Genomic DNA, 24,437 nt, shown 5'->3' on the forward strand with positions numbered 1-24,437 from the left:
AATCATGTTTCTAACTTATAAATATCAGTTTACCAAATGGCTGCCGCTGGTGGCCCTCCTTTCGCTGAGTTCCTGCAACGATCTGCTGGATCTTCAGCCCCGGCAATCGATCAGCTCGTCTACGGCACTGAGCACGCCCGAAGGCATTGATGCGGCTCTGAACGGTATCTACGACCGGCTGCAAAGCCCCCGTCTGTACGGCCGGGATCTGATAGCCATTCCCGAAGCGCTCTCCGATAACGGCCGGGCTACGAATAAATCGGGTCGTCTGAACGCCGAATACCTGAATCAGGTAGGTGCTCACTTTGCTAACTGGCAGGTGGCGTATTACGCGATCAACCAGGCTAACCTGGTACTGGAGGCCCTGCCGAACATTACGGACCAGGCCACCCGCGACCGCTACGAAGGTGAAGCCAAGTTCCTGCGGGCGCTGCTGTATTTCGACCTGATGCGGACGTATGCCTACGATCCGGGGGTAGAAGTAGCCGAATACAACCGGGGTGGTGTTCCGCTGTTGGTAACCGGGGTACTGACACCTGATCAGATTCAATTCCCGGCCCGTGCGTCTGTAGCTGATGTGTATAAGCAGATCTACGAAGACCTGACGGTAGCATCTGCCAAGCTGACTAACACCCGTGGACAATTCTACGCCAACAAAGGTGCCGCTCTGGCGCTGTTCTCCCGCGTAGCCCTGTACAATAAGGATTATGCTAATTCCGTAAAATACGCTACGGAAGCCTTAGCCGCTGGACCGGCCCGGTTCCTCGACCGCGACAGCTACCTTGGTGGCTGGCGGGCCAACCGTCATCCGGAGTCATTCTTTGAGGTTACCTACACAACGCCGGAGAACATCGGGGTAAACGAGTCGCTGCAAACGACCTTTACCACGCTGGTAGCGCTGGGTGACCGTACCCGGACAGGTGGTTTTGGTGACCTGGTTCCATCGGCATCGCTGCTGGCTGCCCTGGATGCCGAAAAAGGAACCAACAACCAGGTGCTGGATATTCGCCGTCAGCTATACGAACTGGGTACGACCGGCCGGGGTACGGCTGAGATCGAAAGCACCAAATTCTTTGGTAAGAACGGTGCTGTCAACCTGGACAACGTTCCGGTAATCCGGGCCTCAGAGATGTACCTGAACCGCGCCGAAGCCAACTACTTCCTGGGTAAGGAAGAAGAGGCCCTGGCTGATGTAAACGCCATCCGGACCCGCGCAGGTTTACCGGCGCGTACGGCCCTGGCCGGTACCGATCTGCTGAACGAGATCCTGAGACAACGTCGTATCGAACTGGCGTTTGAAGGCCACCGCTGGTTTGATCTCAAGCGCCGGGGAGTTGATATCATAAAGACCCCCACTACTGTTCCGTACATCGACTTCCGGGTACTGGCCCAGATTCCGGTTCGGGAAATCACCAACAATCCAAACCTGAGACAAAACTTCGGTTACTAATCGCAGAGAAATGACAACTATGAAGAATATTTTAGGCTTTGCCGTAGCGCTCCTGATGCTGTTCGGCATGACCTCCTGCTTCGAGGACATAGATAAAACATACGACGAAAAAACCGTAGTCGAGTTCCAAACGGCTATCACGTCGACTCCGGCCGTGGGCCGTACCTACCCGCTGATCTCGGCTGGTAATTCAACTACCGCCGTTACCCTTAACCAGCGGATCAACCTGGTTGGCCCGCAGCGGACTTCCGACGAAACCATTAAGGTATCGGTAGACAAGGAAAACAGCACAGCTGTAGAAGGCACACACTTTACCCTGACGAACGGCGGTAACGTAGTGATTCCGGCGAACTCCAGCTTTGGTACAGTGACCGTTACGGTACCACGCGGAACAGCGGCTGCCAGTGTACCGGCAGTGAACCTCGTGCTGATGATTGAAGGCAATGGCAAGGATATTCTGCCGAGCGAAAATTACAAGCGCATCGGTTTTACTATCCGGCCGTAGTTAATCAGCCCCTTGCAAAAGGCCTGCCCACACCGGGTGGGCCTTTTTGTTAGTAGGCCTAAGCTACCACAGTTTGAGACAGATCTGGCATGCAAGGCTCGGCCGTCATTATCATAACGGGGGTATTAATCCAATAATTTCCTGTACAAAAAAGTCCGGTCTTGGTGACCGGCCTTTTTTGTTGCGCTAAATGTGTGTATCTACAGGAAAGGTGGTTCTTTTTCTGTATTTTAGCAGTAGTTTCCGTACTGTTTTCTTTTTTAATACTGCTTACGTGTTTCTCTGAATATGAATAAAATTACCAAGCGTATCATAACTTTTGCCGTCATACTGATGGTCATCAGCATGGCCTTTTACCCTAAACTAAAATCGCTGAGTAAGAGCGAATCTGCCGGGGAGGGTCCAAAGGCCGAAGCGCAAGCCGGAGCCGGTTCAATGCCGAAGACGGTCGCCCAGGCCGGGCCGGCCGCAGGGGTAGCTACTCCCGTTGAGGTAATGGTGGTAAATGCCAATATGCTGGATGAAAAATTATTGACGACGGGCACTATCATTGCGAACGAAGAAGTAGATATCCGGAGCGAAGTGTCTGGCCGGGTAACCGGCATCTATTTCCGCGAAGGTGACTATGTACAGCAGGGAGCAGTATTGCTCCGAATCAACGATGCCGACCTGCAGGCTCAGCTCCAGAAACTGAATTTCAACAAAAAACTCGCCGAGGATAACGAATCCCGCCAGAAGCGGCTGCTGGAGAAAGAAGCTATTAGCCGGCAGGAGTACGAAATCAGCCAGACGAATCTCAACAGCATCCTGGCCGATATTGAAAACCTGAAGGCTCAAATTGCCAAAACCGTGCTTCGGGCCCCGTTCAACGGCACCATCGGTCTGCGGTATATCAGCAACGGCAGTTATATCTCGCCCAGCAGCCGCATTGCCACGCTGACCAATACCAACCCGGCCAAATTAGACTTTTCTATTCCGGCCAAATATGCTTCTGTAGTTCGTAAAGGCAATCGTATTCAGTTTACCGTCGAAGGATCGGGCGATCAGCGTACCGGTACCGTCTACGCCGTTGAACCCAAAGTGGACCCCAACACCCGGACGATGCTGCTCCGGGCCGTGAGCCCTAATTCGGACCGGACACTGGTACCCGGCGCCTTTGCCCGTATAGAACTGGTGCTGAACTCCAGAGGCAATGCCATTGTGGTGCCGACCGAAGCGGTTGTTCCGGAGGTTACCGGGCAGAAGGTATTCGTAGTTCGGAATCATAAGGTAGAATCGGTGCCGGTAGAGATTGGCACCCGCACCGACCGCAACGTAGAAATTCGTAAAGGACTTCAGCAGGGTGACTCCCTGATTACCTCCGGTATCCAGATGGTGAAACCGGGCAGCGAAGTGGCAATCAAGAACATCCTGTAATCAATGGCAACTTTATCTACCACCAGTATTAACCGGCCGGTACTGGCCGTGGTTATGTCGCTGCTGATTATGGTTTTCGGCGGCATCGGTTTTTATTACCTGGGGGTTCGCGAGTTTCCCAGTATCGAACTGCCGGTCGTTACCGTTACAACGAACTACACCGGTGCCAACGCCGATATTGTTGAGTCGCAGATTACCGAGCCACTCGAAGAATCCATCAACGGAATCGCCGGCATCCGGACTTTATCGTCTTCCAGCCGCGACGGCCGGAGTGTGATCAACGTAGAATTTGAACTTAGCGTCGACATTGAAGCAGCCGCCAACGATGTTCGCGACCGGGTGTCACGGGCCGTAGCCCTGCTCCCTCCTGATGTTGACCCGCCGGTTGTGGCCAAAGCCGACGCTGATGCCAGCCCCATCTATTTCCTTCAATTGCTATCCGATAAGCGGTCGCTGATGGAAGTGAACGATATTGCGGTCCGGCAGTTTAAGGAGCGGTTTCAGACGATTCCCGGCGTGAGTGGTATCCAAATCTGGGGGGAAAAGAAATTTGCCATGCGCCTGCGGATTGATCCCGTTAAACTGGCTTCGTACCGGCTCACCGCCATCGACGTTGCCAGTGCACTGGCGCGCCAGAACATTGAGTTGCCATCCGGAAGTGTGGAAGGGCAAAATACGGAACTGACCGTCCGGACGCTGGGCCGTCTGACTACCCCGGATGACTTCAACAACCTGATCCTGAAAGAACAGGACGACCAGGTTGTGAAGTTCCGCGACGTTGGGTACGCCGAACTGGCACCGGAAGCGGAGCGAACCCTGCTGAAGCGCGATGGGGTACCCATGATTGCCGTAGCGGTAATTCCGCAGCCGGGCGCTAACCAGATTGAGATTGTCGATAACGTCTATAAGAAGCTGGAGCAGATTAAACGCGATCTGCCGCCCGACGTAAAAGTGCTGCTGGGTTTCGACTACACCCGGTATGTCCGGCGCTCGATTGAAGAAGTACAGGAAACGATTCTGATCGCCTTTGTGCTTGTGGCGCTCATCATCTTTATTTTCCTCCGCGACTGGCGCAGTACCATTATTCCGCTGACGGCCATTCCGGTGTCGCTCATCGGAGCGTTCTTCATTATGTACTTCTTTGGCTTCTCTATCAACGTACTGACCCTGCTGGGGATCGTACTCGCCATCGGTCTGGTAGTGGATGACGCTATTGTGGTGCTGGAAAATATTTATACCAAGATTGAAGAAGGGATGTCGCCCTACCAGGCGGCCGTGAGCGGGTCCAAAGAGATTTATTTTGCCGTTATCTCAACTACGGTAACCCTGGCCGCGGTGTTCCTGCCGGTTATCTTTCTGCAGGGTATCACGGGGCGGCTATTCCGGGAGTTTGGTATTGTGGTAGCCGGTTCGGTCATCATTTCGGCGTTTGTGTCGCTGACCCTGACGCCGATGCTGTCGGCCAGGCTCCTCAAAACCCGCCATAAGCAACCATGGCTGTACCGGGTGACGGAACCGTTCTTTGACTGGATGGTAACGGGTTATGAGAACTCACTAAAAAGTTTTATGCGGGTGCGGTGGATGGCCTGGGTACTGATGGCGGGCTTCTTCGGCCTCATCTACCTAATGTTTACAACCAACGCCATACCATCGGAGCTGTCACCGCTCGAAGACCGGGGTGGCTTCCGCATTCAGGCTACCGCGCCGGAAGGGTCAACGTACGAGTACATGCTCGACTACACCGATAAGGTAGCACAGCACCTCAGAAACATGTTTTCTGCGGACGAGGTAACCGGCGTTACGGCTATTACCTCGCCCAGTTTCGGCTCCGGAGCTACCAACACGGGGGCATTCCGGGTCATTCTGAATGACAAGCCGCCCCGTACCAAAAGCCAGCAGGAAATGGTCGATGAAGTGACTCCGGTGGTTAAGCAGTTTCCGGGTGCCCGTGCATTTGTGGTTCAGGAGCAGACGATTACAACGGGAGCCCGTGTAGGCGGTGGCGGTGGCCTGCCGGTTCAGTTTGTGATCCAGGCCAACAAGTTTGCTGACCTGCAGAAAGCCGTACCGGAATTCATGAAAAAGGTACAGGCATCGGATAAATTCTCGGCGGCCGACGTCAACCTGAAATTTACCAAACCGGAGATTAAACTGGAAATTGACCGGGAGAAAGCCATGAACATGGGGGTATCGGTGCAGGATGTAGCCCAGACCCTCCAGTTAGGCTTATCGGGCCGGCGGTTCGGGTACTTCATCATGGATGGCAAACAATACCAGGTTATTGGCCAGATCGACCGCCCCGACCGCAACGACATCACTGACCTGCGATCGCTTTTTGTTAAAAACAAACGGGGAGAACTCATCCAGCTGGACAATCTGGTGCGAATGAGTGAGCAAAGTACCCCTCCGCAGTTGTACCGCTACAACCGCTATGCCTCCGCTACGGTATCTGCCGGTTTAGCCAAAGGGGTTACACTGGGTGAGGGTATCGAAGAAATGGAACGCATTGCCGGTGAGGTGCTGGACCCGTCGTTCTCGACGGCGCTGGATGGTACCTCCAAGGAATTCCGCGAGAGTTCGTCCAGTCTGTACATGGCCTTTGGCCTGGCGCTGCTGCTCATTTACCTGATTCTGGCTGCGCAGTTCGAAAGCTTTGTTGATCCTGTCATCATCCTGCTGACGGTACCGCTGGCGCTTTGCGGAGCCCTGATCTCGCTCTGGGACTTCAGCCAGACGCTGAACGTATTCAGCCAGATTGGGATCATTACGCTGGTTGGGCTAGTGACCAAAAACGGAATTCTGATAGTAGAGTTCGCCAACCAGCGCAAGGAACAGGGCTTAAGCCGCTACGAAGCCGCGCAGGATGCGGCCGTTTCCCGCTTCCGGCCAATCCTGATGACCAGTCTGTGTACCGTATTAGGCCTGGTACCCATTGCCCTGGCCCTGGGCGCCGGTTCAGAAAGCCGGGTGTCCATGGGTATCGCCGTGATTGGTGGATTGCTGTTCTCAACGCTGCTGACGCTGTACATTATTCCGGCGGTATACACCTACCTGTCGAAGAAAACCATTGAAACAACGCCGGAAGTATCTACCATAGAAGAGGAAGAAATAGCCTGATTAACTAATCTCAGCAAAAAAGCCGGCCTGCTTGGTTGCAGGCCGGCTTTTTTATGGGTTGCAAAAGCTTACCAGTCTGCCTCCCGTTTATCCTTCCAGAATTTACCGGTTTCGGTCAGTGGGGCTTCCGTAGCCAGCCAGACAATCGTTTCGGCACCGCTTTCGACTGATCGGGGCGCATGGGCTCCACCCATGTCGGTCTGCACCCAACCGGGATCTACGGTGTTGACCGCAATGCGCCGGTCCTGCAAAGAGGCAGCAAACTGGCGGGTTACAGCGTTAAGGGCTGTTTTCGAGATACTATAGGCGGGTGCGTAGGTACGCATTCGCTGCAGGGAGCCGGCACCACTCGACACATTGATGATCCGGGCCCCATCGGGAGTTTTTGCCAGATACGGCAGAAAGTCCTGAATAACAATAATGGGACCGTATACGTTGGTTTCCATTGCCCGCTGGAGCTGCTCTACGTTCATTTTGGTAATGGGTACGTCGGCATTCTCGAGAATACCGGCGTTATTGACCAGCACATCGAGATGATCAGCTTTCTGGGAAAAAGTGCCAACGGCGTTCTTGATACTGAGGGGGTCATTAACGTCCATGTGCAGAAATATGGCTTCATGCCCCTCGGCGCAAAGTTCGTCGGCAGCCTCCCGACCGTCGTGCATATCGCGGGAAGCAATGAAGACCGCAAAGCCACACTGGCAGAGCTGCCGCGCGATTTCTTTGCCGATGCCCCGGTTCGATCCGGTCACCACGGCTGTCTTCGGATGGGTTGTTCTCATGGGTGCTGAGTTGAGATGATAGACTTATAATCTGTTAATCGGGCTTGTTGTTTGCGTCTTTTTACCGATTGCTCATTTCCTTAACCGCTTCCTTCTTCATAAGTTGATAATTCCGCCGTTTCTCGTCACTTTTGTTCAGCAAGTCAAATCAGCCTGATTGAATGAAACAAACCCTTTGCTTCTTACTCATAAGTCTGGGACCCGGATTAGTGATGGCTCAGCAAAAGCCCGCCAACCTGTACAACGATCCGGTTACCCTGGCAGCCAATACCACAATCCAATCACCGCCCGCCCCAACTACCAGGCAAGCAATTACCGACCGGCGTATCAGCATCGGTCTGCGGGCGGGGCGAAACTGGGGTACAGTAAGCAGAGCCGATATTGATAACCTGCCGGGTGCCCAGCCAGAATACGCCCCTGGCTTTCATGGAGGGTTTATTATGAATATTGGCGGACCTGTATTTTCAATACAACCGGAAATTTTATTCAATCAGTATAACTTTCGCTATTCCATTAACCAAACGACCAATACCGGCTTTGCGGAGGGGAACATTAACATGATTGATGTACCCGTTCTCCTGAAAGCTTCTTTTGGCAGCTCAAATGCCCGGTTCTTTTTAAACGCCGGGCCTTACGGTACGTTTTTTATAAACGGTAAGGTTAACGGCAGAGTCAGTGTTGGCTCCCGCGAATTTAGTCTATCCGGACCTATTGAGCGTGAAAACTTTGGTAAACGCTTTGGCTATGGCGTTACAGGTGGTCTGGGACTTGCATTACGATTAGGCCCCGGCGACCTTCTACTGGAAGGCCGTTACAATTATCTGGCTGGTTACGCTCAGGAAGACAATACGGAGAAGACCAAAGCTAAACTCTTTATGGCCTCCCTCGGCTACCTGATCCCATTGGGTGGCCGCTAATTAAACAGAACAGTAGTGTTTATGATAAAAATAGTGACGGCTCCTGGCCGTCATTTATTTTTCAGGTATTAAACGCCGGAGCAAACTCGTTCCGGGCGAAGTCTTCCAGCTTTGTTTTTTCGAGCGTTGTACGATGCAGCCAATAGTCTTCCTGCATGATACCGGTTCGCATGGCAGCGCCCATTTCATTATAATTTCGGGCTATCTCCTGGTTAAGACCGGCCTGCATCATTCCCTGAAGATCCTGTTCATCGGAAAACACCACCCAGGGCGTCTCCGGCTTTCCGATAGCGGCTCCCAACACCCTGGCAATCTCTTCACCGGTCCGTTCGTCGCCCACGACATAGCGTACCCGCTTACCGGTAAAATCCAGGTTTAACAGTTCGTGGAGGGCCACCTGCGCAATATCGTCAGGATGCGCCAGGGCTACTTTCTCATCCGGATTACCGAAGTTACCACCCAGGATACCTGTCTGCTTCACCATGGGAACCAACGACATGAAATTCTGCATGAAATAGGCAGGCCGCAGAAATTTGACATTTAGCGCATTAATGCCTTTCAGCTTCTCCTCCAGATCATGTAGTCCCTTGACCGGTCCCACGCCATCGCTCCGGTGGGCCCCGATGCTGCTCAGCACTACGGCAAACCGAATGTCGTTGGCTTTGATAGCCTCGACATAAGTATCGGCAATGGCGTTTTGCCAGGCTCGCCAGTTGGTGGGGTTCCAGGTTGGTGGAATCATCAGATACACCGCATCGGCATCGGCAAACGTCTCCTTTACAAATTCAGCATCTTCCAGACTGCCTACGGCAGCGTTGGCCCCCAAGGCTTCAATCTCTCTGGCCGTTTCGGCTTTACTGGTGATTACGGTAACCGTGTGTCCGGCGTTAACTAAACCTTCGGTGATGGGTCGGCCGGTGTGGCCTAGCGACCCGGTGATGATGTAGTTCATGTGTGAAAGGGATGGGTTCGCCGAAACGGTTGTATTCCCTTCGGGAACGATCAGAAACGGAATAAAATTCCGTTGTACTTACTTGCGCGGTAAATGCACCTCAGCCATCATACAGCGGGCTGAGCCTCCCCCATTGCCTTCAATGATACCCAAATCGAAGTGCAGGAGAGTGGCGAAATCATTTAATGTATCGACCTGGCGGGCCGATAGCGATTTGTACGCCTGCGTAGACATAACCAGCAGTTTCTCGCCCTTTTTATTGGTGATCAGTAACATATTGCCGGCAAAGCTGGCCATCTGCTCCAGGGAGATTTCAATAATGGTTTTGCCGAGTTTCTCCAGTTCATGGCGTACCATCAGCCGCTCATCCAGATCATTGATGGCCCGCAGGCAGATAACAGCAAAGGTATCGCCCATACACATCACTACATTGGTGTGGTAGACCGGCATCCCACCGGCATCGTAAGCGTGGAACGCCACCACCCGGTAGCCGGTTCGTTTGCTGAACTCTGCCAACACATCCTCATGCGTGCGGGGCGACAGACAGGCAAACGCCACGCGGTTCATCCGATCCAGCACCATGCTGCCGGTTCCTTCCAGAAACTTACCTTCCTGCTCAAAATGGGTGAGGTCAACCACTTTAGCCACGTGGAAACGCTGGCTGAGATTTTCAACAATGTCGCTGCGCCGTTCGAGCCGGCGGTTTTCAGCCTGCATGGGGTAAAGCACTACCGTACCGCTGGCGTGAAACGATACCCAGTTATTGGGAAATATAGAGTCCGGGGTATAGGGATCCGGGGTATCTTCGTAAACAATCACATCCACCCCAAGGGCTTTCAGATGCCGCACCATTTCGTCGAATTCGCGTAAGGCATCTTCCTGGGCATTGTCTTTTGTCTGAACCGCTATGGCCGGATCCTGAAAGGCGTTGGTACCCGCGGTTTGCTCATTGAAAGCAAAGCAAACCGGACGGATCATTAGTATGCGTGAAGTAGCCTGTGATTGCATAACGTTCTATACAGTTCGGGGGTTAATCAACAAAACTGCCCTCAATTTACGACAAAAATTGCACTTTCCGGCTACAGCTCATCGCGCAGCAGGGGCAGGCTCATGCAGTGGGAGCCGCCACGCGCCCGCGACAATTCGGCCGACGGCAGCATAATAAAGGTATTTTCGATGGTTTCGGGCGACGACTCGCCCCGCTCAAAGCGGTCGAGCAGATCAGCCGCCGATACCACGTCGAAACCCGCTTCGCGGAAGGCTTCGGCGGTTTTGTCGTTGCGGTCGTAGCCGATCACCACGCCATCTTTCAGCGCCAGCAGGTTGCAGGAATCGGTCCACTGCTCCCGCGCCCCAAACGGAAATTCATTGTTGCCGGAGTAAATAAACTGAACCGGCTCTTTACTACCCAGATCGTTTTTGCTGATGTCGGCCAGCAGGTCTTCCAGGTTTTCCATTTCAATCGGTTTATGCTCCAGCCCTTTGATGAACTGCAGGATCCGAAGGTCTTCCGACACATCTTTAGGGGCAAAAAAATGAATGACGTCCCGCTTTTTGACCTCATCGCCGAGCCGGCCCAGTGACGCCAGCAGCACCCATACATTACGCTTCACCTGCGTAAAAATGGTATCGATGTGCATGTAATCCCGTTTCTTCGGGATCTTGATAATAGTGACGGTATCGACCAGGTTTTTTTCAAACACCATTCGCATCACCTGTTGGGCGGCATAGAGCGTAGTACGTTCACTACAGCCAATCATCAGATGCCGTTTGGAGATCATCATCACATCCCCACCTTCCAGCGTCGAGCGGGTCAGATCCTTGTTGCTCTCGCCGTCGGCCATCAGAAAGGCGTGTTCGTTGTCGGGAATTTCAATGATCTTGTCGTTGTAGTCGGCAAAAATGGGGTGATTGAAGAATATATACTGCGCCAGCAGAGCTTCTCGGGTACGGGCCAGCTTGGCCGGCTTGTTGAGCAGGATATGATCGTTGATGACAATACCGATATCGCGGGTAAAGATGAAGTTGGGCAGTGGCGCAAACAGCATGGTCCGGTCCGGCAGCGAACCCGAAATCAGAATCTTGGCCAGTTCAACCGGATCAAACTCATGCAGCAGTTGCTGGGTTTTTACGGAGGATCGTTCTACCGCACAGATAGAGGCAATCAGTTTTGTCCGGATCAGTTCACTGGCCAGAATGTCGGACAGCAGACACTGAATATCAATCACTTTATCCGACTTGAAATACTCCGGGTGATCGGGCTTGAAAAACGACCGGTCTTTGGTCGGGCCCAGCTCGGCAATGCGGCCCCGCACCTTATCGGGGTCCAGAAAGTATAGCAAAAGCTTTACGTAATAATCATATTCATCCCGGCGCATCATGTCAATATGCACGATGTCTTCGAACAGCCAGTCCTGGGCTTTAGACGGGATTACTTTACCTAACCCCCGGTCAGGGCTGTGAATTAACAGGCGCCGGAGCGTACCGATTTCCGACGAAACTTGGATTGGTTGAGTGGCAACAGATAACTTTCCATTACGCATACAGATAAGGAATTATTAGGTTTGCAAAGTACGGCATTGGAAAAGTAAAACAAAACCACGCCGGGTAACCGCCAACCAGACTGGCCCGGAACACAGAACCCCTTAACTACTTTGGAATTAAGTGTGGCCGGCATCAACTTTTAGAGGGTCATTATTGTTATCTCACAAGGTACATAATTATTCATCTGTTAACTTTGCAGCTTCAATACAGCCGTTACAATTAACCTACTATGCTTTCTATCAGCAATTTACAAGCCTCTATTGGCGATAAGCAAATATTAAAGGGCATTAACCTGGAAGTAAATTCCGGCGAAGTTCACGCCATTATGGGTCCAAATGGCTCAGGAAAAAGTACGCTGGCATCCGTACTGGCCGGTCGCGAGGATTATGAAATCACCAACGGCAGTGTGCGCTTCGACGGCAAGGACCTGCTGGAAATGGCCCCGGAAGAGCGGGCTGCCCAGGGAATCTTCCTGGCATTTCAGTACCCGGTCGAGATTCCCGGCGTCAGCACCACCAATTTCCTGCGCACCGCGCTGAATGAGATTCGCAAATACCGGGGTCAGGACCCGCTCGATGCGGTCCAGTTTCTGAAGCTGATGAAGGAAAAGATGAAGCTGGTCAACATTGACCAGACATTGCTCAGCCGGGCCCTCAATGAAGGTTTTTCGGGTGGCGAAAAGAAGCGGAACGAAATCTTCCAGATGGCCATGCTGGAACCCCGGCTGGCGATCCTCGACGAAACCGATTCAGGTCTGGACATTGATGCCCTGCGGATTGTGGCCGAAGGGGTCAATAAACTGCGCTCTCCGGAGCGGGCGACCATTGTTGTTACGCACTACCAGCGTCTGCTCGACTATATCGTACCTGACTTCGTACATGTTCTTTATAAAGGCCGCATTGTTAAATCCGGCCCGAAAGAACTGGCCCTTGAACTCGAAGAAAAGGGGTACGACTGGATTAAAGCCGAAGTAGAAGAAACGTTTTAAGTCAACAGATTTGCAGTAGGCAGTGGGCAGAAGATACTGTTCACTGCCTACTGCTAAGTGCCTACTAAACATGACTCCATCAAATCAATCTTATAACGACCTGAAGAACTGGCTGGTGACGGCGTTCCGCGAGGCCGAGGAACGCATGAACGGCGAGAGCAAAACGCCCCTGCATCAGCTACGCCGGCAGGCTCTCCAGCAGTTTGACCGGCTGGGTTTCCCAACCGTCAAGCACGAAGAGTGGAAGTACTCCAACGTAAGCGGACTCACCAAAGAGGTCTTTGACTTCAACGCCGACGGAACACTGGAAGCCGATGCCCTTGAGGAGTTGCAGATTCCTAACCTGGAAGGGAATATCCTGTATTTTGTCAATGGCAATTACCACCCGGAACTGTCACGGATTGTAAGTCCTGCCTCCCAATTGCAGATAGTGAGTTTTGCCGAAGCGGTGAAAACAGATCCCGAACTGGTGAATAGTTATTTTGCCCGCTACGCCGACTACCAGGATAATGCGTTCACGGCTCTGAATACGGCTTTCGCCAATGATGGCGTGGTGGTGCGGGTACCCGATAACATCACGGTTGATACGCCAATTATCCTGCGCTACATCAACGACGCCCGCGAGAAGAACGTAGCCGCGCAGCCGCGCAACCTGATTGTGGCCGGTCGTAACTCAGAAGTGATCGTTGCCGAATCGTTCCGAACGCTGGGTGAGCGGGCCAGTTTTGTCAATACCGTGACGGAAGTTGTCCTGGCGCAGAACGCCCGCGTTCAGCACTATAAGGTTCAGAACGATTCGGATAAATCATACCACATTGGTACTACCCAGGTAAACCAGGCCGACAACAGCCATTTCTACTCCGTTACGGTCACCCTGAACGGCAGCTTTGTCCGCAACAACCTGAACATCGTCCTGGATGGTCAGCACTGCGAAGCTTTCATGTACGGGCTTTACCTTCCGGATAGTCGTCAGCATGTTGATAATCATACCCTGGTGGATCATGCCAAACCAAACTCGTACAGCAACGAATTGTACAAGGGCATTCTGAAAGACCGCTCTACGGGGGTGTTCAACGGAAAAATATTTGTGCGTCCCGATGCGCAGAAAACCAATGCTTACCAGTCGTGTAAAAACGTAGTACTGTCGCCCGACGCGTCGATGAACACCAAGCCGCAGCTGGAAATCTTTGCCGACGATGTAAAGTGTTCGCACGGAACCACCACCGGTAAGCTGGACGAAGAGGCCCTGTTCTACCTGCGCTCGCGCGGTATACCGAAAGCGGAAGCCCAGTCGCTGCTGATGTATGCCTTCGCCGGAGACGTCCTCAGTCAATTAAGGATCGGGCCAATCAAAGACTATCTGGAGCGGATCGTTGTGGAGAAACTTTCTAAATAATTAAGAATTAAGAGTGAAGAGTTATTGTGGCTTCGGCTATCCGATTTCACACGGTTTTTAATTCAAAACTCTTTACTCTTAATTCTTAACTCATCACTCCCTTTCGCACCTTTCCCGCACCATACTTGTTGTATTTGTATACAACTTACCTAACTTTTCATGCAGACGGCAACCGACCTATTAGACATTCAGCGGATACGTGAAGACTTTCCGGTGCTGGACCAGCAGATCAATGGCCGGCCGTTGGTTTACTTCGACAATGCGGCTACCACGCAAAAGCCGCGTCCGGTGCTGAATGCCCTTATTAACTATTACGAAGGTTACAACTCCAATATACACCGCGGTATTCACCACCTGGCCGAGAAGGCTACGGCCGCCTTTGAAGCATCGCGCAAAGCCATTCAGCAGTTTCTGAATGCCGCTCATCTGGAAGAAATTATTTTCACCTACGGTACCACTGACGGTATCAATCTGGTAGCGCAGACCTACGGCCGCCGGTTTCTGAAGGAGGGCGACGAGATTATCATTTCTACGCTGGAGCACCATTCCAACATTGTACCCTGGCAGATGCTATGCGAGGAGAAAGGATGTACGCTGAAGGTAATACCGGTGGATGAAAACGGCGACCTGATCCTGGAGGAATACGAGAAACTGCTGTCGGATCGCACTAAGTTTGTGTCGGTCGTTCACGTGTCCAATGCATTAGGTACCATCAATCCGGTTGAGCACATCATCGAGAAGGCCCATGCCGTTGGAGCGGTGGTACTGATTGATGGTGCCCAGGCTACCTCGCATATCGATATTGATGTGCAGGCACTGGACGTTGATTTCTATGTTTTCTCGGCCCACAAGCTGTACGGCCCTACCGGCATGGGAGCCCTGTACGGCAAGAAGGCCCTGCTGGAATCGATGCCGCCCTACCGGGGTGGCGGAGAAATGATCAAGGAAGTTACCTTTGAAAAGACGACGTACAACGACCTGCCTTACAAGTTTGAAGCCGGCACCCCGAACATTGCCGATGTAATCGCTGTTAAGTCGGCCCTGGAGTATCTGGACACACTGGGCAAGGCGAACGTGGCTGCTCACGAAAACGACCTGCTTCGCTACGCCACCGAACAGTTGATCGCTATTGACGGCTTGCGGATTGTTGGTCAGGCCAAAAACAAGATTAGCGTTATCTCGTTTGTCATGGACGGTATTCACCACCAGGACATCGGCGTCATTCTGGACCAGCAGGGTATTGCCGTCCGGACGGGTCACCACTGTACACAACCGCTGATGCGTCGGTTTGGGATTACCGGAACTACGCGAGCGTCTTTTGCGGTTTATAACACCAGAGAAGAAATTGACCGGCTGGTGCAGGGGCTGCACCGCGTCCGGAAAATGATGTTGTAAGCCATGAGTATAAACGAGAAGCAGGACGAGATTATCGAAGAGTTTGATTTGTTCGATGATCCGCTCGATAAAACGCAGTATATCATCGACCTGGGCAGGAAACTGCCTCCGATGCCAGAACAGTACAAGCAGGAGGACAACCTGATTCGGGGCTGCCAGTCGCAGGTGTGGCTGGGAGCCGAAATGCAAGGTGATAAGCTGCACTTTTATGGTGACAGTGAGCCGACCGCTCAGATTTCGAAGGGTTTGATCAGCCTGTTGATTCGCGTCCTATCGGATGAGAATCCAGAGGACATTGCCAAAGCCGAACTTTATTTTATCGATAAGGTGGGTATGAGCAACCTGGTTACCTCACGGCGGGCCGGCGGTCTGTCCTCTATGATCAGTCAAATGAAAAAATATGGCGCTGTGTACGCTGGTCTGCAGTCCAGCGTCTAACGCCTTCAGGTATCTAGCTACCGTACTACCATGACAGACGAACAACTCAAAGAAGCAGTCATACTGGCTATAAAAGGTGTATACGACCCGGAGATTCCGGTAGACGTATACGAATTGGGACTTATTTATGACATCAAAATATTTCCGGTCAACAACGTCTATATCCTGATGACGCTGACCTCCCCTTCCTGCCCCTCAGCGGGTACCATTCCGGTCGAAATTGAAGAAAAGGTGCGGGCAATAGAAGGCGTTAATGACGTCAGTGTTGAGCTTACGTTCGATCCGCCCTATACCACCGAAATGATGTCGGAGGTCGCTAAACTCGAACTTGGATTTATGTAATTACAATAGACTAACTACTAAACAAGAATAAATTTATGTATCCTCCTCAATTAGTTGCTCCCATGAAAGCAGAACTGGTAAGTGCCGGTTTTGAAGATCTGGCTACGGCCGAGCAGGTTATAGACACCATGGATAATGCCGAAGGCACTACACTGGTGGTGGTAAACTCGGTATGTGGTTGTGCCGCCGGAGCCGCCCGTCCGGGTGTACTGGCTGCCCTACAGCGCAGCGAAGTAAAACCAGACAAACTGGTGACCGTTTTTGCCGGTGTAGATCAGGACGCCACCGCAAAAATGCGGGAGTACCTGCTGCCGTATCCGCCATCGTCACCATCGATCGGTATCTTTAAAGATGGTGAACTGGTGCATTTTATCGAGCGTCACCATATCGAAGGCCGTTCGGCGCAGATGATTGCCCAGCACCTGGAAATGGCGTTTGAAGAGTTCTGCGATGAAGCTAAAGCCTGATTTTTGTTAATCAACTACCCGCTTATTAATGAAAAAGCCGGCCTCCAGAGGCCGGCTTTTTCATTAATAGGTGCGTAACCGCTATTTACCAGACACAGCCCGCTGATAAAGTGAGTTCTTTTGGAGCAGATCTGCCACAAAGGCTTCGCCTTTTCTGGACCAATGGCCATCACAGGCTACATACATCTCGCTGACATCGCCTTTGTAGGCCAGAAACTCAGGCAGCAGTGGTATAAATGTTACGCCGTATTGGTCACAAAGGGCCCGCAACCGACTATCCAGGCGATTCTGTTTACCATCGCGTATTGCCTGTATATCCTGGAGTATTGGGGTGGACAGCAAAATGATCTGCTTACCCTTTGCTTCTTTAAACAGCTGCTCCAGCGAGTATTGAGCATACAGGAATGCTTCTTCGTCGAACTGTTCAAAACTGGTAAACGATGTCTTAGTCTGTCCGCGCCGGGAAGCTACGGTTTTCAGGATCTGAACCAGGCTCGAATTGGCCAACAGTTCAGCTTTCAACTGCTGCCGTAGCGGTAAATGAGCATACACTGAATCGATAACCGTAAGCAACTTAGCCTGAGACACCGTAGGTCGGTAGATGGACTGGGTAATATCCGATAAGGAATAGCGTAACTGGTAGTTCGGGTATTGCCCATACCAGTAAGGGCGGTAAATAGGCCAGTTAACCAGCCGATAGGCTTCTTTATCCGTATAATCCTCAAAGTCATTGGCGGGCAGAAAACCGATTATGACCACGTCATGCTCAAAGCGGCTAATCAGGGATTTATACAGCAGGTAATAATTGATCGGGCTCGTTCCGTTGATGGCAAAGTTCAGGTGTTCTATGCCGGTCAAATTTTCAAGCCGGCTGGAAACGCGTTCTTTGGCGGGAACCATATAACCTTCGTAAAAAGAATCCCCTATGACAACAACTCTGGGCTTATCTGGATTAGTATTAACCAGCGACCGCTCTCTGTCCAAAGCTCCGAAGGCGTTGGTCGGACGAACAAAAGTATCGCCACTGCAGGTAATAAGGGTATCGGCCCGGTTGGGTACCCGCCAGCGCCCCGAAGCAGGGTTCATATCTCCCCAGATAAGCGGCTTCCGGTATTGCAAACCTCCTTCTATATAATACCGGCGCGGATACATAGCGATTGACGGAAAAAGGCCACTGCGAACCAGAAGCTGCGCTGCCAACTCCAGCAAAAACAAGAGAAACAGAGCCGTAAAAAGCAGAAGCGTGAGGTTTTGGAGCCATTTTAAGCGCGAGGCAAAGCCCAGGGCAAACAGGAAACAAACCAGCCAGACAGTACGTATGAAGGAAAAAACGTTCCGAAAGGCGAAGTTCCGGATCAATCCATCGCCAAAGCCATACTGCCGGTCATAAAATACACACAACAGGAACGCAATGACAAGCACCGCCCCGGCAAGCAAAAACGCCTTTGTTACTTTTCGCATTGTAAGTTTAAACGCACCTCACAGCCAAATATAGGCATAAACAAAAGAGTCCGGCAAGGTTGCCGGACTCATCACTGCAATAAATATACGTTATTACCAATAAAGGACTTTGTACTTTACCGCTCCGTGCAATCGCCAGTACACCGACAGGAAAGGTGTAGCCAGACCGGTAAGGACCGCATACGAAAAGTTTTTCAGATCGGCACCGGCGCCTGAGGTAGTAAGGCGGTTGATGATCAGGCTAAGTGATAACACAAACCACAGCGCAAAACCAGCTCCGGCCATGAAAACGTTACCCATCATCAGCGCAAGCAGGCCAATCAAGACACTAATCACCGAGGCATAATACCGGACAACCAGGCTGCGGTACACCGGTATCCGCTGCTTGAAAAGCTCCGGATGACGCTTATACAGCAGCGCGTCGTAGCTCTGCTTCCGCTCCTCTTTCAGGCTGGACCACCACGACGACTGCTGAATCGGGTGAATGATCCGGACATCCGGGCATTTCAGGATAGTGACGCCCAACTGAAGCAGTTTGAATTGCAGGTCGCTGTCTTCGCGCCAGGCAATGTCGAATTGCTCCTCAAAACCGCCAACCCGCTGAATAATGGAACGCAGACAGAAACAGTTGGTGGTAACAAAATTGATTGAGTCAATAAAAGCAGTCGACCGGTCGTGATGGGCTGTCCGATGTTTTATAGGCACCCGGACCTGTCCGGAGATCACCTGCGCCCCCCGCTTAAAAATGGCTAAGGCATTGCTCAACCAGTCGGGCTGGGGTAGGCAATCATCTTCGGTGAAGGCAATGATTCGGCCGCGGGCAGCTTTCCAGCCCCGGTTGCGGGCGGCAGCCATGCCCCGGCGTTGCGGCTGGGCCAGATAACGCGTTTCAATACCCGTAGTACGGGCAAATTCAGTAACGGTTTCGGCCGTAGCTTCATCGTTGCCGTCGTCAACCACAATAATCTCAAACTGTTCACTGGGAAGCTGTTGCTGGCTCAGCGCGTCAAGGCAATTCATCAGTAAATCAGGCCGTTGATACGTCGGTATCACGACAGTAATGTCAGGTGTCATACTCGTGTGGACATTAATCCGGTATAGTTTGTTCGATAGATAAAGCTTGTAATTGTAACATCATTCCTAGCTATTAGATCACAAATTTGAGGCCGGATTTTATTACGTTGAGCCCGCAGGTTATTATTCGGTTACAAGCAATATGTAAGCGGTCAAAGCGCCTGTCTCTGAGCCTTTTCGACGACAGAAGTTGACTCAAACAGGCCTAAAACTGGTGCGCTGGCTCGTAGAGTTATTACACAAATGTGGAAGATTAACCTCAGTCTGTTAAGGCGTATTGTGTATGGGTTGGTAGTGGTGCAAAGTCAGAAAACCCTATTTTTGCGGCCGTATATGTTGCTACCTACCCCTAAGTTACTATGTCTCGTATCGCTCTGATTACCGGCGCATCGTCGGGTATCGGTCTGGCCACGGCCGAAGCTTTCGCCAAACACAACATTGACCTGATCCTGTGCGGCCGCCGGCAGGATCGCCTTAACGACTTACAGAAGCAGCTTAATCAGTCGGTGCGGGTCACCACCCTGGTATTCGATGTCCGGGATCGCCAGGCCGTAGAAGTTGCCATTCAATCGTTGCCGGAGGAGTGGCAGGCCATTGATATTCTGGTAAATAGTGCCGGGAATGCCCATGGCCTGTCTCCTATCCAGGATGGAGACCCGGAAGATTGGGACCTGATGATTGATGGGAATATTCAGGGATTGCTTTACGTATCGAAGGCTGTAATGCCGGGTATGGTTGCCCGGCAGCGGGGACATATTGTCAACTTGAGTTCGGTTGCCGGTAAACAGACCTACGCCAATGGGGCGGTATATTGTGCCTCCAAAGCGGCAGTAGAAGCAATCAGCGAAGGGATGCGGCTGGACCTGACCCAGCACGGCATCAAAGTCACGAATGTAGCACCAGGAGCCGTGGAGACCGAATTTTCCGTCGTTCGCTTCAAAGGCGACGCGGAACGGGCCGCCAAAGTCTATGAAGGCTTCGACCCGCTGACCGCCCAGGATATTGCGGATTCCATTGCATATGCCGTAATGGCTCCGGCCCACGTCACCATTGCCGATATTACTATTCTGGCTGGAGCCCAGGCGGCTGCCACGACTATTCACCGCAAATAGTCAGGTTATCGGTCGGACGGCTTCGCCAGACGTGAAAGTACCTCCCGATCCACCGAATGAGTGCCGTCGTAGGCAATTACCTGCAGCGCCGGCACTTCCTGTTTTAACCGGTTCAGGTACCCATCCGCATCGTCCATCTGCTCAATGTACTCGTCGCGGGTGCCGTACACGTAGGCAGTATCTACCCCCACCAGTTTGGCCGGGTCAATCACATCAGCTAGGCCATTTGGGAAGAAGCCGGCCCAGAGCAGCAGGCGATCGCACCGGATATGGCCGGCGTTGAACCAGCGGCATACGGCCGCGCACCCTTGCGAAAAACCCAGCAGGTTAATGGTGAGCTTTTCGGGATTTTTTTCCTTCAATACCGCATCATATAGTGTGTTCAGGTAATTGAGTGTATCGCTGATCTCATTATGCCGGTCTTCACGGGTCATCCAGGAGGCCCCAATGCGGCTGTATTGCGGGTCCAGGTAAAGCCGGGAAAGGCCTTCCGGCGCGACTACGTACGTTTGACCGTCGTCCAGCACATCAAATTTGCGGATGAAGAACTGCGCCAGTTGTCCGTAGCCATGCAGGGCGAACCAGATATGGCGCGTCTGCTCATTGAGTTCGCCCAGGGTGTAGTACCGGGCCGTTCGTGCTACTTTGATATGATGTTCCTGTGCCATAGGTATTCCCGGTAATTGCAATTACGGTAATTCCATCATGGGTGTCGCCGACAAAGACCGGGAACATTCGCTCCATCAACCCAATCCGGGCTGTTATTTTCCGGAATTGACTTCCGGAGTTCGGCTACTCTTCTTCTGCCGGATGAAATCATCTACCAGCGTCTCCAGCACCGGCATGGTTACTGTTCCCTGCGCCAGCAGTTGATCGTGGAAGTCGCGGATGTCGAACGCGGAGCCTAATTCGGCTTCGGCTTTCCGGCGCAGTTCTTTGATTGTCAGCTCACCAATTTTGTACGACAGCGCCTGCCCCGGCCAGGAGATGTAACGGTCGGTTTCGGTGCGGCATTCGAGGAGCGAGAGGGCCGTGTTATCCTGTAGATACTTCATGGCCTGATCCCTCGACCAGCCAAAGGCATGGATACCCGTGTCGACCACCAGTCGGCAGGCTCGCCACATTTCGTAGGTGAGCCTGCCAAAATCGCTGTAGGGGTCTTTGTAAAAGCCCATTTCACGGCCCAGCCACTCGGTATACAGCGCCCACCCTTCACCGTAGGCGTTGACATACAAATTCTGGCGAAACGTTGGCAAGTTGGTTAGCTCCTGCGTTAGTGCCGATTGCAGGTGGTGGCCGGGTACAGCCTCGTGCAGGGTCAAGGCTTCGAGCGTGTACAGGGTGCGGCTTTTCAAGTCGTAGGTATTTACCCAGTAATAGCCCGGATTCCGGCTTTTAATTGAAGAGCCGCTGTACCGGCCCGCCGTATATTTCGGAGCCAAGTAATCCGGTACGGGTGCCACGCCAAATGGCTGCCGGGGCAATTTGCCAAAGAAGGCCGGCAGTTGCGCTTCGGCCTGTTTAGCAATGTAGGCAGCTTCCTTCAGCAGGTCTTTGGCCGTTTTAGGATAGAATTGCGGGTCGGTACGCAGGAATGCCAGAAACTCGGCAAAAGAGCCTTTGAAGCCGGTTTTACGCATGACGCTGTCCATCTCGGTCCGTATCCGGGCTACTTCTTTCAACCCAAGTTCATGTACCTGCCGGGCGGTCATCGGCAGGGTGGTAAAGTACCGCACGCGCTGTTCGTAGTAATCCAGGCCATTGGGCCAGTTGGAAACCCCTATTTTGGTTGGGGCCTTCGGCAGGTACTCAGTATCAAAGAACGTTTTTACCGCCCGAAAGCCAGCGACTACACTATCCATAATGGCCCGGCGCCCTTCGGCTAGCAACCGATTTCGCTCGGCATACGGGAAAGTAGCCGGCATACGGGTGAACGGCCGCCAGAACTGGCTTTTCTCGGGCTGGTCGACGATATGCGGCTCATACGTGGTTTCATAGCCTTCCAGAATCACAGCCGGCTGCGCAATGCCCAGCGTCAGTCCCTTCCGCATCAGGTCGGTATGCTGCCGCACGTAGCGCGGAAAATCCTTCAACCTGTCCAGGTAATTCTCGTACTCTGCTACAGTAGCAGGAGCCGCTGAGGCATTACCGACAAATCCGATATGAAAGCCATAATCGACCAGAATTGGGTTCAGGTAAGATTTGTACCGCACCTGCTCCACTTCATTCTGAAATACAAACCGTAGCAGTTCGGCCGTAATCCGCTCATCGGCCGTCAGGGAGCGGGTATCAATAGCGGTTACCTGCTTCAGTAAGTTTTCGTACGAAGCACCCCGCCGGATATGATCGGCTTCCGAGAAAGAACCTAATGGGGTACTCATCCGGCTACTACCCCGTCTGGGAAGCTCCTGCTCCTGAAATTGCTGGTATGCTTTCAACAACGCCTTGAGTTGCTCCGTTGCCGGGCTGGTTATGACCGTTTGTGCCGTAGCCGGACGGTTCGGTTGCGGAGCGGTTCGGGGTTGAGCAACGGCAAGGGTAGTCAGCAGCAGGCAGTACAGCAGGGGCAGCGTCTTCATGGATGTTCAGGCTGGTTCACGGACCCTGAATCTACATATTTCTCTTCTGTAATTCTTACCTGCCTCCTACCATTTTAAAAATTCCCACCCATCATCCTGTTCCCTCCCGCACAACCCGTGCGATTTCGCACACTTTCAAAAACCAATAAACGATTTAACCAACTACTAATCAATTACTTATCAATTGGCACAGGATTTGGCTTATAAAAGGCAAATCCACACCACTACCATGGACCGAGAAATTGCCCCCGAGATTGCCAGACAGAGCCGTAACAAAGGCGTATTTGTGGGTCTGATCGCCCTGACCGCCCTTGTTGCGGCTATCTGGATGTTCCGCAACGTGCTGAAAACCTCCGTCGAAAGCGCCAAGATCAGAACGGGAGTAGCCGAAGTCGGCAGCGTCGAAAATACCCTCAACGCGACCGGCGAAGTCATTCCGGCTTACGAGCAGATTATTACTACCCCTATCCGGGCCAGCATTCAGCGCGTACTGCTTACCCCCGGTACCCAGGTAAAACCCGGTCAGGCCATTCTCGAACTCGACAAATCGTTATCGCTGATCGAGTACGAGAAAATGAAGGATCAACTGGCCCTGAAACGCAACGGCATCGACCAGCTTAAAATGAAGCTGAACAAAAATCTGTACGATGCTGAGATCAATGACAAAATCAAATCCCTCAACATCAACCGCCTGCGGGCTGAGTGGGAAGATACCAAACGGCTCCAGAAAGTAGGCGGTAAAACGCAGGAAGACGTGACCCGCGCCGAGAATGCCCTGCGCATTGCCGAACTGGAAAAGAAACAGCTCGAAAACGACCTCAATTACAACCGCCAGTCCATGAGCTCCAGTGTGCGGGAATCAACCCTGCAGGCCCAAATTGAAGAAAAGAACCTCCAGGAGATGGAGCGGAAACTGAAGCAGGCCGACATCCTGACCGACCGCGCCGGCGTACTGACCTGGGTCAACGAAAACATCGGGTCAGCCGTCAACGAAGGCGAAATGCTCGCCAAAGTGGCTGATCTCGCCAGCTTCCGCATTGAGGGCTCCTGCTCCGACGTATACGCCGATCAGGTAAAGGCCGGGCTGCCGGTGGTGGTGAAGGTGAACGAAACTACCCTGCGGGGTATCATTACGCAGGTAAAGCCGTCGGTGCAGAATGGCGTGATTCAGTTCACGGTTCAACTGGATAACAACAGCCACGCATCACTTCGGCCAAAGATGAAAGTTGAGGTGTTTGTGGTTACCGAGCGCGCAGCTAAAGCGGTGCGGGTACCGAATGGCCCTGCTTTTAAAGGCAAGCGCCGGCAACATGTCTTCGTGCTGGAAAACGGAATTGCCAAACGCCGTGAAATAGAGGTTGGGCTAAGCAATTTCGATTATGTCGAGGTCAAAAGCGGCATTCAGCCAGGCGAAAAAGTGATCCTTACCGACCTTAGTCAGTACGAACACCTACAGGAGCTTACCATTGATGCCAACAGCAAGTAGCGGTTCTTACTCACCA

General features: G+C 52.4%; 21 protein-coding genes. 13 read left to right on the forward strand and 8 right to left on the reverse strand.

Annotation, left to right across the window (positions count from 1 at the left end):
• Nucleotides 1-4: 4 nt before the first annotated feature.
• The 4 genes from ABD949_RS06935 to ABD949_RS06950 all read left to right on the forward strand — a co-directional run bounded on the left by ABD949_RS06935 (nt 5) and on the right by ABD949_RS06950 (nt 6,488).
• Nucleotides 5-1,450: a RagB/SusD family nutrient uptake outer membrane protein gene (locus ABD949_RS06935; RefSeq protein ID WP_345241922.1), complete on the forward strand. Its 1,446-nt coding sequence runs from the start codon at nt 5-7 to the stop codon at nt 1,448-1,450.
• A 19-nt stretch (nt 1,451-1,469) separates the two neighbouring features.
• Nucleotides 1,470-1,955 (forward strand): DUF4843 domain-containing protein, encoded by a 486-nt coding sequence (locus tag ABD949_RS06940; RefSeq protein WP_345241924.1) that lies wholly within the window; start codon nt 1,470-1,472, stop codon nt 1,953-1,955.
• Nucleotides 1,956-2,243: 288 nt separating this feature from the next.
• Nucleotides 2,244-3,371, forward strand: a complete 1,128-nt coding sequence (locus ABD949_RS06945) for an efflux RND transporter periplasmic adaptor subunit (protein ID WP_345241926.1) — start codon at nt 2,244-2,246, stop codon at nt 3,369-3,371.
• 3 nt (nt 3,372-3,374) lie between these two features.
• Nucleotides 3,375-6,488, forward strand: coding sequence for an efflux RND transporter permease subunit (locus tag ABD949_RS06950; protein ID WP_345241928.1), 3,114 nt, complete (start codon nt 3,375-3,377; stop codon nt 6,486-6,488).
• A gap of 68 nt (nt 6,489-6,556) precedes the next feature.
• Here the strand turns inward: ABD949_RS06950 and ABD949_RS06955 are convergent, their stop codons facing one another.
• Nucleotides 6,557-7,270 (reverse strand): SDR family oxidoreductase, encoded by a 714-nt coding sequence (locus tag ABD949_RS06955; RefSeq protein ID WP_345241931.1) that lies wholly within the window; start codon nt 7,268-7,270, stop codon nt 6,557-6,559.
• Between the two features lie 161 nt (nt 7,271-7,431).
• On the opposite strand from ABD949_RS06955, the gene ABD949_RS06960 reads away from it, so the two are divergent.
• Entirely contained in the window at nt 7,432-8,187 is a 756-nt protein-coding gene (locus tag ABD949_RS06960; protein ID WP_345241932.1) for a porin family protein, read from the forward strand.
• A gap of 61 nt (nt 8,188-8,248) precedes the next feature.
• Here ABD949_RS06960 and ABD949_RS06965 read toward each other — a convergent pair whose 3' ends face one another.
• From ABD949_RS06965 to ABD949_RS06975, 3 genes are all read right to left on the reverse strand, one after another.
• Nucleotides 8,249-9,139, reverse strand: a complete 891-nt coding sequence (locus ABD949_RS06965; RefSeq protein WP_345241934.1) for an NmrA family NAD(P)-binding protein — start codon at nt 9,137-9,139, stop codon at nt 8,249-8,251.
• A gap of 78 nt (nt 9,140-9,217) precedes the next feature.
• Entirely contained in the window at nt 9,218-10,147 is a 930-nt protein-coding gene (gene ctlX, locus ABD949_RS06970; protein ID WP_345241936.1) for a citrulline utilization hydrolase CtlX, read from the reverse strand.
• Nucleotides 10,148-10,218: 71 nt separating this feature from the next.
• A complete protein-coding gene (locus ABD949_RS06975) occupies nt 10,219-11,682 on the reverse strand; it encodes an arginine deiminase family protein (RefSeq protein ID WP_345241938.1) in 1,464 nt (487 codons plus the stop codon).
• Between the two features lie 230 nt (nt 11,683-11,912).
• On the opposite strand from ABD949_RS06975, the gene sufC reads away from it, so the two are divergent.
• From sufC to ABD949_RS07005, 6 genes are all read left to right on the forward strand, one after another.
• Nucleotides 11,913-12,671: a Fe-S cluster assembly ATPase SufC gene (sufC, locus tag ABD949_RS06980; protein ID WP_345241940.1), complete on the forward strand. Its 759-nt coding sequence runs from the start codon at nt 11,913-11,915 to the stop codon at nt 12,669-12,671.
• A 70-nt stretch (nt 12,672-12,741) separates the two neighbouring features.
• The gene (sufD, locus tag ABD949_RS06985) at nt 12,742-14,067 is read left to right on the forward strand and encodes a Fe-S cluster assembly protein SufD (protein WP_345241941.1); all 1,326 of its coding nucleotides are present in this window, start codon (nt 12,742-12,744) and stop codon (nt 14,065-14,067) included.
• A gap of 159 nt (nt 14,068-14,226) precedes the next feature.
• A complete protein-coding gene (locus ABD949_RS06990) occupies nt 14,227-15,462 on the forward strand; it encodes a SufS family cysteine desulfurase (RefSeq protein WP_345241943.1) in 1,236 nt (411 codons plus the stop codon).
• Between the two features lie 3 nt (nt 15,463-15,465).
• Nucleotides 15,466-15,900, forward strand: coding sequence for a SufE family protein (locus ABD949_RS06995; protein ID WP_345241944.1), 435 nt, complete (start codon nt 15,466-15,468; stop codon nt 15,898-15,900).
• 30 nt (nt 15,901-15,930) lie between these two features.
• Nucleotides 15,931-16,242 carry a DUF59 domain-containing protein gene (locus ABD949_RS07000; RefSeq protein ID WP_345241945.1) on the forward strand — a complete coding sequence of 104 codons (312 nt, stop codon included), beginning with the start codon at nt 15,931-15,933 and terminating at the stop codon, nt 16,240-16,242.
• Between the two features lie 35 nt (nt 16,243-16,277).
• Nucleotides 16,278-16,709 (forward strand): BrxA/BrxB family bacilliredoxin, encoded by a 432-nt coding sequence (locus tag ABD949_RS07005; RefSeq protein WP_345241946.1) that lies wholly within the window; start codon nt 16,278-16,280, stop codon nt 16,707-16,709.
• A gap of 81 nt (nt 16,710-16,790) precedes the next feature.
• Here the strand turns inward: ABD949_RS07005 and ABD949_RS07010 are convergent, their stop codons facing one another.
• Both ABD949_RS07010 and ABD949_RS07015 read right to left on the reverse strand, forming a co-directional pair.
• Nucleotides 16,791-18,170: an SGNH/GDSL hydrolase family protein gene (locus ABD949_RS07010; RefSeq protein WP_345241947.1), complete on the reverse strand. Its 1,380-nt coding sequence runs from the start codon at nt 18,168-18,170 to the stop codon at nt 16,791-16,793.
• Between the two features lie 93 nt (nt 18,171-18,263).
• Complete coding sequence (locus ABD949_RS07015) at nt 18,264-19,244, reverse strand: glycosyltransferase family 2 protein (protein ID WP_345241949.1); 981 nt, start codon at nt 19,242-19,244, stop codon at nt 18,264-18,266.
• A 359-nt stretch (nt 19,245-19,603) separates the two neighbouring features.
• Between ABD949_RS07015 and ABD949_RS07020 the strand changes: the two genes are divergently transcribed.
• Nucleotides 19,604-20,356, forward strand: coding sequence for an SDR family NAD(P)-dependent oxidoreductase (locus ABD949_RS07020; protein WP_345241950.1), 753 nt, complete (start codon nt 19,604-19,606; stop codon nt 20,354-20,356).
• Between the two features lie 5 nt (nt 20,357-20,361).
• On the opposite strand, the gene ABD949_RS07025 is transcribed toward ABD949_RS07020, so the two are convergent.
• Complete coding sequence (locus ABD949_RS07025; protein ID WP_345241951.1) at nt 20,362-21,024, reverse strand: alpha/beta hydrolase; 663 nt, start codon at nt 21,022-21,024, stop codon at nt 20,362-20,364.
• Nucleotides 21,025-21,117: 93 nt separating this feature from the next.
• Nucleotides 21,118-22,935: a DUF885 domain-containing protein gene (locus ABD949_RS07030; protein WP_345241953.1), complete on the reverse strand. Its 1,818-nt coding sequence runs from the start codon at nt 22,933-22,935 to the stop codon at nt 21,118-21,120.
• Nucleotides 22,936-23,164: 229 nt separating this feature from the next.
• Between ABD949_RS07030 and ABD949_RS07035 the strand changes: the two genes are divergently transcribed.
• Nucleotides 23,165-24,421: an efflux RND transporter periplasmic adaptor subunit gene (locus ABD949_RS07035; RefSeq protein ID WP_345241956.1), complete on the forward strand. Its 1,257-nt coding sequence runs from the start codon at nt 23,165-23,167 to the stop codon at nt 24,419-24,421.
• The last annotated feature ends 16 nt before the right edge of the window (nt 24,422-24,437 follow it).

Origin of the sequence: Nibrella saemangeumensis, assembly GCF_039541915.1 — a bacterium.
GTDB classification, from domain to species: domain Bacteria; phylum Bacteroidota; class Bacteroidia; order Cytophagales; family Spirosomataceae; genus Nibrella; species Nibrella saemangeumensis.

Coding starts and splice junctions, on each gene's coding strand:
- sufD (WP_345241941.1), top strand. CDS start 12,742: ATGACTCCATCAAATCAATCTTATAACGACCTGAAGAACTGGCTGGTG.
- ABD949_RS06955 (WP_345241931.1), bottom strand. CDS start 7,270: ATGAGAACAACCCATCCGAAGACAGCCGTGGTGACCGGATCGAACCGG.
- ctlX (WP_345241936.1), bottom strand. CDS start 10,147: ATGCAATCACAGGCTACTTCACGCATACTAATGATCCGTCCGGTTTGC.
- ABD949_RS06940 (WP_345241924.1), top strand. CDS start 1,470: ATGAAGAATATTTTAGGCTTTGCCGTAGCGCTCCTGATGCTGTTCGGC.
- ABD949_RS07010 (WP_345241947.1), bottom strand. CDS start 18,170: ATGCGAAAAGTAACAAAGGCGTTTTTGCTTGCCGGGGCGGTGCTTGTC.
- ABD949_RS06945 (WP_345241926.1), top strand. CDS start 2,244: ATGAATAAAATTACCAAGCGTATCATAACTTTTGCCGTCATACTGATG.
- ABD949_RS06965 (WP_345241934.1), bottom strand. CDS start 9,139: ATGAACTACATCATCACCGGGTCGCTAGGCCACACCGGCCGACCCATC.
- ABD949_RS06990 (WP_345241943.1), top strand. CDS start 14,227: ATGCAGACGGCAACCGACCTATTAGACATTCAGCGGATACGTGAAGAC.
- ABD949_RS07035 (WP_345241956.1), top strand. CDS start 23,165: ATGGACCGAGAAATTGCCCCCGAGATTGCCAGACAGAGCCGTAACAAA.
- ABD949_RS07020 (WP_345241950.1), top strand. CDS start 19,604: ATGTCTCGTATCGCTCTGATTACCGGCGCATCGTCGGGTATCGGTCTG.
- sufC (WP_345241940.1), top strand. CDS start 11,913: ATGCTTTCTATCAGCAATTTACAAGCCTCTATTGGCGATAAGCAAATA.
- ABD949_RS06975 (WP_345241938.1), bottom strand. CDS start 11,682: ATGCGTAATGGAAAGTTATCTGTTGCCACTCAACCAATCCAAGTTTCG.
- ABD949_RS07015 (WP_345241949.1), bottom strand. CDS start 19,244: ATGACACCTGACATTACTGTCGTGATACCGACGTATCAACGGCCTGAT.
- ABD949_RS07005 (WP_345241946.1), top strand. CDS start 16,278: ATGTATCCTCCTCAATTAGTTGCTCCCATGAAAGCAGAACTGGTAAGT.
- ABD949_RS06995 (WP_345241944.1), top strand. CDS start 15,466: ATGAGTATAAACGAGAAGCAGGACGAGATTATCGAAGAGTTTGATTTG.
- ABD949_RS06960 (WP_345241932.1), top strand. CDS start 7,432: ATGAAACAAACCCTTTGCTTCTTACTCATAAGTCTGGGACCCGGATTA.
- ABD949_RS07000 (WP_345241945.1), top strand. CDS start 15,931: ATGACAGACGAACAACTCAAAGAAGCAGTCATACTGGCTATAAAAGGT.
- ABD949_RS06950 (WP_345241928.1), top strand. CDS start 3,375: ATGGCAACTTTATCTACCACCAGTATTAACCGGCCGGTACTGGCCGTG.
- ABD949_RS07030 (WP_345241953.1), bottom strand. CDS start 22,935: ATGAAGACGCTGCCCCTGCTGTACTGCCTGCTGCTGACTACCCTTGCC.
- ABD949_RS07025 (WP_345241951.1), bottom strand. CDS start 21,024: ATGGCACAGGAACATCATATCAAAGTAGCACGAACGGCCCGGTACTAC.
- ABD949_RS06935 (WP_345241922.1), top strand. CDS start 5: ATGTTTCTAACTTATAAATATCAGTTTACCAAATGGCTGCCGCTGGTG.